The organism is Kribbella sp., assembly GCF_035687465.1.
In the GTDB taxonomy this organism is placed as follows: Bacteria; Actinomycetota; Actinomycetes; order Propionibacteriales; family Kribbellaceae; genus Kribbella.
Genome location: NZ_DASRXP010000106.1, coordinates 1 through 6,128 on the forward strand (window position 1 = coordinate 1; position 6,128 = coordinate 6,128).

General features: G+C 67.1%; 4 protein-coding genes. 2 read left to right on the plus strand and 2 right to left on the minus strand.

Going from position 1 to position 6,128, the window contains the following annotated elements:
- Nucleotides 1–4,316: Ig-like domain-containing protein (locus VFG33_RS05290; RefSeq protein WP_325022984.1), on the plus strand; the 4,316-nt coding region annotated here is incomplete at its 5' end.
- Nucleotides 4,317–4,325: 9 nt separating this feature from the next.
- On the opposite strand, the gene VFG33_RS05295 is transcribed toward VFG33_RS05290, so the two are convergent.
- Nucleotides 4,326–4,919 (minus strand): dihydrofolate reductase family protein, encoded by a 594-nt coding sequence (locus VFG33_RS05295; protein WP_325022986.1) that lies wholly within the window; start codon nucleotides 4,917–4,919, stop codon nucleotides 4,326–4,328.
- Nucleotides 4,920–4,950: 31 nt separating this feature from the next.
- Nucleotides 4,951–5,475 carry a GNAT family N-acetyltransferase gene (locus VFG33_RS05300; RefSeq protein ID WP_325022988.1) on the minus strand — a complete coding sequence of 175 codons (525 nt, stop codon included), beginning with the start codon at nucleotides 5,473–5,475 and terminating at the stop codon, nucleotides 4,951–4,953.
- A gap of 114 nt (nucleotides 5,476–5,589) precedes the next feature.
- Between VFG33_RS05300 and VFG33_RS05305 the strand changes: the two genes are divergently transcribed.
- Complete coding sequence (locus VFG33_RS05305; protein WP_325022990.1) at nucleotides 5,590–6,039, plus strand: group II truncated hemoglobin; 450 nt, start codon at nucleotides 5,590–5,592, stop codon at nucleotides 6,037–6,039.
- Nucleotides 6,040–6,128: the final 89 nt, after the last annotated feature.

Consider the following 6,128-nt stretch of genomic DNA (forward strand, 5'->3'; position numbering starts at 1 on the left):
CCAAGGCGACCCTGACCGTCACCGTTTCCCTCCCGGCCAAACCGGTCGCGAACCCCGACATCGCCACGACCCCGCAGAACGTCAGCCTCGCGCTCAGCCCGCTCGCCAACGACCGCCCGGCGCCAGGGGTGACGTTCGACCTCGCCTCGGTCGTCCTGCGCGATCCCGCCTCGGTGACGATCAAGGACGACTTCAAGAAGAAGGTCGTCGTTCCGGGCGAAGGTTCGTACACGGTGAAGCCGACTGGCGGCGTCGACTTCGTGCCGCTGCCGCAGTTCACCGGGGTGGCGACGACCATCGGCTACCGGGTTGCCGACAGCACCGGCCAGCTTGCGGAGTCGACCCTCGCGGTGACCGTAACGCCGGTGATCCCCAAGGCCGCCGGTGACTCGGTGAGCACGCCGTTCGACACCAACGCGGTCATCGGTGTGCTCGACAACGACCTGCCCGGTTCACCGGACGCGCCGCTAGACCCGGCCAGCCTGAAGCTGGTCGAGCCGGGCACCGGTCACGTCGTCGACAAGGTGACCGTCGCCCGGCAGGGGACGTACCAGGTTGCCGAGGGCAAGGTGACCTTCGAGCCGGTGAACGGGTTCCAGGGCATCACGACCGGACTGACCTATCAGGTGCTCGACCTGAACGGCACCGCCGCGCGAGCGCAGATCGTGGTCTCGGTCGACGCGCCCGGGCCGCCGGTGGCGAACCCGGACACCGCCACGACCCTGCAAGGCGTCTCTGTCTTCCTCAACGTGCTCGACAACGACAAGCCGGGCCCGACCGGTTCGGCGTTGCTCCCCGATAGCGTGCTGCTGGTCCCGCCGGTGAAGGCCGAGCCGGTGAAGAGCCTGCTGGTCCCGGGTCAGGGCAAGTACTCCGTGAAGTCGGACGGCCGGATCCTGTTCGAACCAGTGCCCGCATTCCACGGCAAGGCCACGCCGGTGAAGTACCAGGTTGCCGACGGCAACGGCGCGATCGGTGCGTCCACGGTGGCGGTCCAGGTCACCCGGGTCCAGCCGGACGCGACGGACGACACTGCCAGTACGCCGTACGACAAGAACGTCATCGTCAGCGTGCTCGCCAACGACACGGCAGGTGATCCGGCCGTGCCTCTGGTTCCCAGCAGTGTGCGGCTGATCGATCCGAAGACGGGCAAGCCGCTCTCTTCTGTGACGGTCGACGGCGAGGCCACCTTCGTCGCCAAGGCCGATGGCACCGTCGAGGTCGATCCGGTGCCGACCTTCACCGGTGTCGCGGCGCCGCTGACCTACTCGGTGACGGATGTGAACGGCACGATCGCGACGGCGACGGTGACCGTCACGATCGCCAAGCCGCCGGCGCCGATCGCGAAGCCGGACGTAGCGACCGGGAAGCAGGATGAGTCGATCAAGCTGGACCCGCTCGCGAACGACGAGTCCGGTCAGGGCACAGGGCTCGATCCGCTCAGCCTCGTGCTGATCGATCCGGCTGACGGTTCGCTGAAGAAGCTGGTCAAGGTCGCCGGACAAGGCAGCTACCAGCTCAACCCCGACGGCACGGTCACGTTCGATCCACTGCCGGCGTTCACCGGTTCCGCGACGACGCTGAAGTACCGCGTCTCGGACTGGTTCGACCAGGCTGCCCGGTCGACCATCACGATCTCGATCACGGCGATCACCCCGACAGCGACGGATGACAGCCGGACCACGCCGTTCGACACGACCGTCACGGTGCCGGTGCTCGCCAACGACAAGGCGGGAGATCCGTCGGCGCCGCTGATCCCGGGCAGCCTGGTGCTGAAGGATCCGGCGGACGGTTTGTTCAGGACAACCGTGACGGTGCCGGGCGAGGGTGCGTACAAGGTTCAGGGCGGTTCGGTCGTCTTCGACCCGCTGCCCTCGTTCACCGGCTCGACGAAAGACCTGATCTATCGAGTTGCCGATGACAACGGAACCACCGCTTCCGCAGTACTGCGCATCTCGGTCGGCGTGGCCCCGATCGCCTTGCCGGACAACGCCTCGACCCTGCAGAACGTCACCGTCACCGTGAACGTGCTGTCGAACGACAGCCCGGGAACCGACGCGGAACTCGTACCAGCATCGGTCGTCGTGCAGGCTCCGGTGGCGCAGCGCGATGGCTTCGGCAAGAGCGTCACGGTGCCCGGGCAAGGCACCTACACCGTGCAGTCCAGCGGTGCGATCCAGTTCGATCCGCTGCCGGCCTTCCGCGGTCGGGCCACGCCGATCACCTACCGGGTGTCCGACTCCAACAAGAGCACCGCGACCGCGACGCTCGGCCTGACGGCGACGCCGGTCTTCCCGTTCACCGTCGACGACACCGCGATCACGCCGTTCAACCAGCCGGTCACGGTCAAGGTGCTGGCGAACGACAAGCCGGGTGATGCTTCGGCGCCATTGATCCCCGGCAGCGTGGTGCTGAAGGACCCGGCCGACGGCGTTTTCCGGAAGAACGTCACGCGACCCGGCGAAGGCAGCTACGCAGCGGCCGCTGACGGCGCGATCACCTTCACTCCGGCGAAGGACTATCAGGGCCTCACCAGCCCAGCGACGTACCGGGTGACCGATGGAAACGGGACCACGGCCGAGGGACTGCTGTTCCTGACCGTCGGCAAGGGGCCGGAGGCGAAGCCGGACACCGGTACGACGAAGCAGAACCTCGAGCTGACCGTGGATCCGCTGGCCAACGACAAGCCGGGGACGGACGCCGAACTGGAGAAGACGTCGGTCCAGGTGTTCGGGACGAACCGGGCGTGGGGCCGGACAATCACGATCGCCGGGCAGGGCACGTACAAGGTGAACGTGGTGACCGGGAAGATCGCGTTCGACCCGGTGCCGACGTTCAGTGGGCCTAGCTCGATCGCTTACCAGGTGACGGACACAAGCGGGAACAAGGCGATGTCCACGGTCACTGTGACGGTGACTGCGATCGTGCCTGTCGCGGCCGACGACAAAGCCGACACAGCGTTCGACACTGCTGTGACCGTGCCTGTGCTGGCCAACGACAAGCCAGGGGATCCGAGCGCGCCGCTGGTGCCGGGCAGCGTCCGGGTGATCGATCCGGCCACCGGTGACCCCGTGTCGAGTCTTCGGGTTCCGGGACAGGGCACGTTCACCGTGCAGCCGGATGGTGGCGTTCGGCTGATGCCTGAGGATGGATCGACCGGTGCGACCACGCCGGTGACGTATCAGGTCAGCGATGCGAACGGGACCGCCGGGAAGGCGACGCTGACCGTGATGGTCGGGGCGCGGCCGGTGGCTCACCCGGATCTCGCGCGGACCAAGCAGCATCTACCGGTCACCTTCGATCCGCTGGCGAACGACAAACCCGGCGCTGGTGCTTCGCTGGATCCGGCGACGCTTCTGCTGGTCGATCCCCAGGGCGCATTGGTTGCCAAGGTCACCGTTCCCGAGGGCGAGTACTCCGTTGCTCAGGGCAAGATCACTTTCGCTCCGGTGAAGGGATTCACTGGCACTACGCGGCCGACGGCGTACGAGGTGAAGGACAGCAACCGGAGCTCGGCGCGCTCGACCGTCTCGGTGACCGTGACCCCGATCCGTCCGGTCGCGGTCGATGACGCGGCTTCTGTTGCCTATGGCACCGTGGTGACCGTTGTGGTGCTTGGCAACGACAAGGCCGGCGATCCGTCGGCTCCGCTGGTCCCTGCTTCGGTCGTGCTGCGCGACCCGGCGGACGGGACTGACAAGACCACGGTGACTGTCCCGGGCGAGGGCACGTTCGCGGCCCGCCCGGACGGCACCGTCGGATACACCCCGGTGAAGGGCTTCACCGGTACCACCAGATCGCTCACCTATCGGGTGACCGATGCGAACGGGACGTCGGACACGGCTCGCCTGGAGATCACCGTCGGTGCTCCGAGCGGGGCGAAGGCCATCCCGGACAGCGGTACCGGCAGCCCCGGCAACCCGGTGGTCGTGAATCCGCTGCTGAACGACGCCGCCACCCTCGGCGCGGTCTGGGATCTGGGCAGCATGTGCCTGGTGACCGGGCCGGCCACCTGTGGGAAGCAGGTGGTCGTGCCGGATGTCGGAACCTGGACGGTCGGGGCCGACGGGTCGGTCAGGCTCGTTCCGGAGCGGGACTTCATCGGTACGGCGAAGCAGCCGTACCGGGTCGCTGACACCAACGGCGTGACGGTGGACTCGCAGGTGAAGGTGACCATCGGGGCCCAGGCGGCCGCGCAGGTCCAGGTGGACAAGACCGAACTGCCGGACACAGGCGGTCCCTCGATCCTGCTCCTCACCCTGGGCGGACTGCTCGCCGCGCTGGGCATCGCGTTGGTGGGGATAGCCCGCCGATAGCAGGGCCTGTCAGTAGTTCGCGCGGTAGCGCAGCAGCACGATGCCGGACTTGAACGGCAGCGTCTGCACCAGGCTCAGTTGCCTGGTTGCGCTGTCGTCGGCGAACAACCGGCGGCCGTGGCCGAGCACAGTCGGGTAGACGAACAGCCGGTACTCGTCGACGAGGTCGGCGGCAATGAGTTCGTGGACGAGGCTGATGCTGCCGGTCGCCACGATGTCCTTGCCCTGTTCTTCCTTCAGCGCCTGGATGTCCACCGGCACCGGGCCGCGCAGTACGGTCGTCGGCTCCCACTGCGGGTCCTGCAGTGTGCTGGAGACGACGTACTTCGCGACGGTATTGAGGTAGTCGGTGATGCCGGTCTGGTCGTCGGTCTGCAGGGGCCAGAAACCGCGCATGTCCTCGAAAGTCCTGCGCCCGACCAGGAACGCGTCGGCCGCCTCGCGCTGGCGACGGATCTCCTCGCCGAGATCCTCCAGGTCTTCCGTGTCAGCCGGCGCGAACCAGCCGTCGGTAGCTTCGATCACGCCGTCGAGCGTGATGTTCTGGGTGACGATCAGATCCCGCATGGTGATGACCTCCTGCTGTTCGGCCTCTGTCACCACGGACGTCGGAGTGGTCAGTCAGCGCTCGACATCAGGTTTTGAGGTCTGTGACCAGCATGATTTCGTCGCGGTAGTCGTCGGGGGCGACCCGGACCGCCCGCGGATGGGTGCCGACAACGCGGTAGCCGAGCGGTTCGTAGAACTTTTCCAGACCGTTGCCGTCGCGGATCGTCAGTTGCAGGTGCTCGAGGCCCAGGTCAATGGCCGACTGCCGGAGACCGTTCATCAACAGCCGCCCAGCCCCACCACCCTGGTACTTCGGATGCACCATCACCCGCAGCACCGTCCGCCAGTGCTTACTGAGCTCGCCGTCCTTGCCGACCAGCAACCCCATCCCGACGTACCGCTCCCCGTTGTGCAGCACCCCGAGCAGATCCTTGCCACCGGCAAGCCGCTCGAGCGCGAGGTCCAGCGTCTCCGCCACCAGAGGCACCGGCGCCGGCGCGGTGAACCCCACACTCCCGCCCGCATCGGTAGCCGCGATCCACGTATCCAGCAGATCAGCCCGCAGCCCAGCGTCGAACACCCCGTCCGCGCCGATCACGACGTACTCCATCAAACCCTCCCAAATGCGACTGACTTGCAGATGGAGTCTACGACCACCCCACCCCAATCTTCCGGCTCCCATTTCATCAAGTCCGGTACCCGGCGGGCATGGCAGTCTGGCGGGATGGAGAGTGTGTATGAAGCTGCTGGTGGTTGGGACGGAATGCTCCGGCTGGCCGGAGCCTGGCATTCGCGGGTGATGGACGACGAGATCGTCAGCCACGCGTTCAGCCATGGATTCCACCCACAGCACCAAGAGCGATTGGCCGCCTACTGGGCCGAGGCGCTAGGAGGCCCCACCAAGTACTCCGACACCTACGGAGACGAAACCCTGGTGGTGCGGATGCACAGCGGAAACGGCCCGCACGAGGAGATGGACCAGCGCGCAATCGCCTGCTTCGACCAGGCTCTAGAGGACGTCGGACTGGCAGCGGACGGACCACTCCGGCGGGTACTACACGACTACTTCGCCTGGGCCACCACAGTCTCCATGACCCGCTACTCGGGCTCAGCGGACAACGTCCCCGACGCCCTGACCATCCCACGCTGGTCCTGGACCGGCCTCCAGCCCTAACCGCACCCCCGGCTCGCGCCGAACCCGGAACACACGCCGCCCGAAGCCTCCTCGCCGGCGCCACACAGGACCGCCGCCGCTGAACTCCC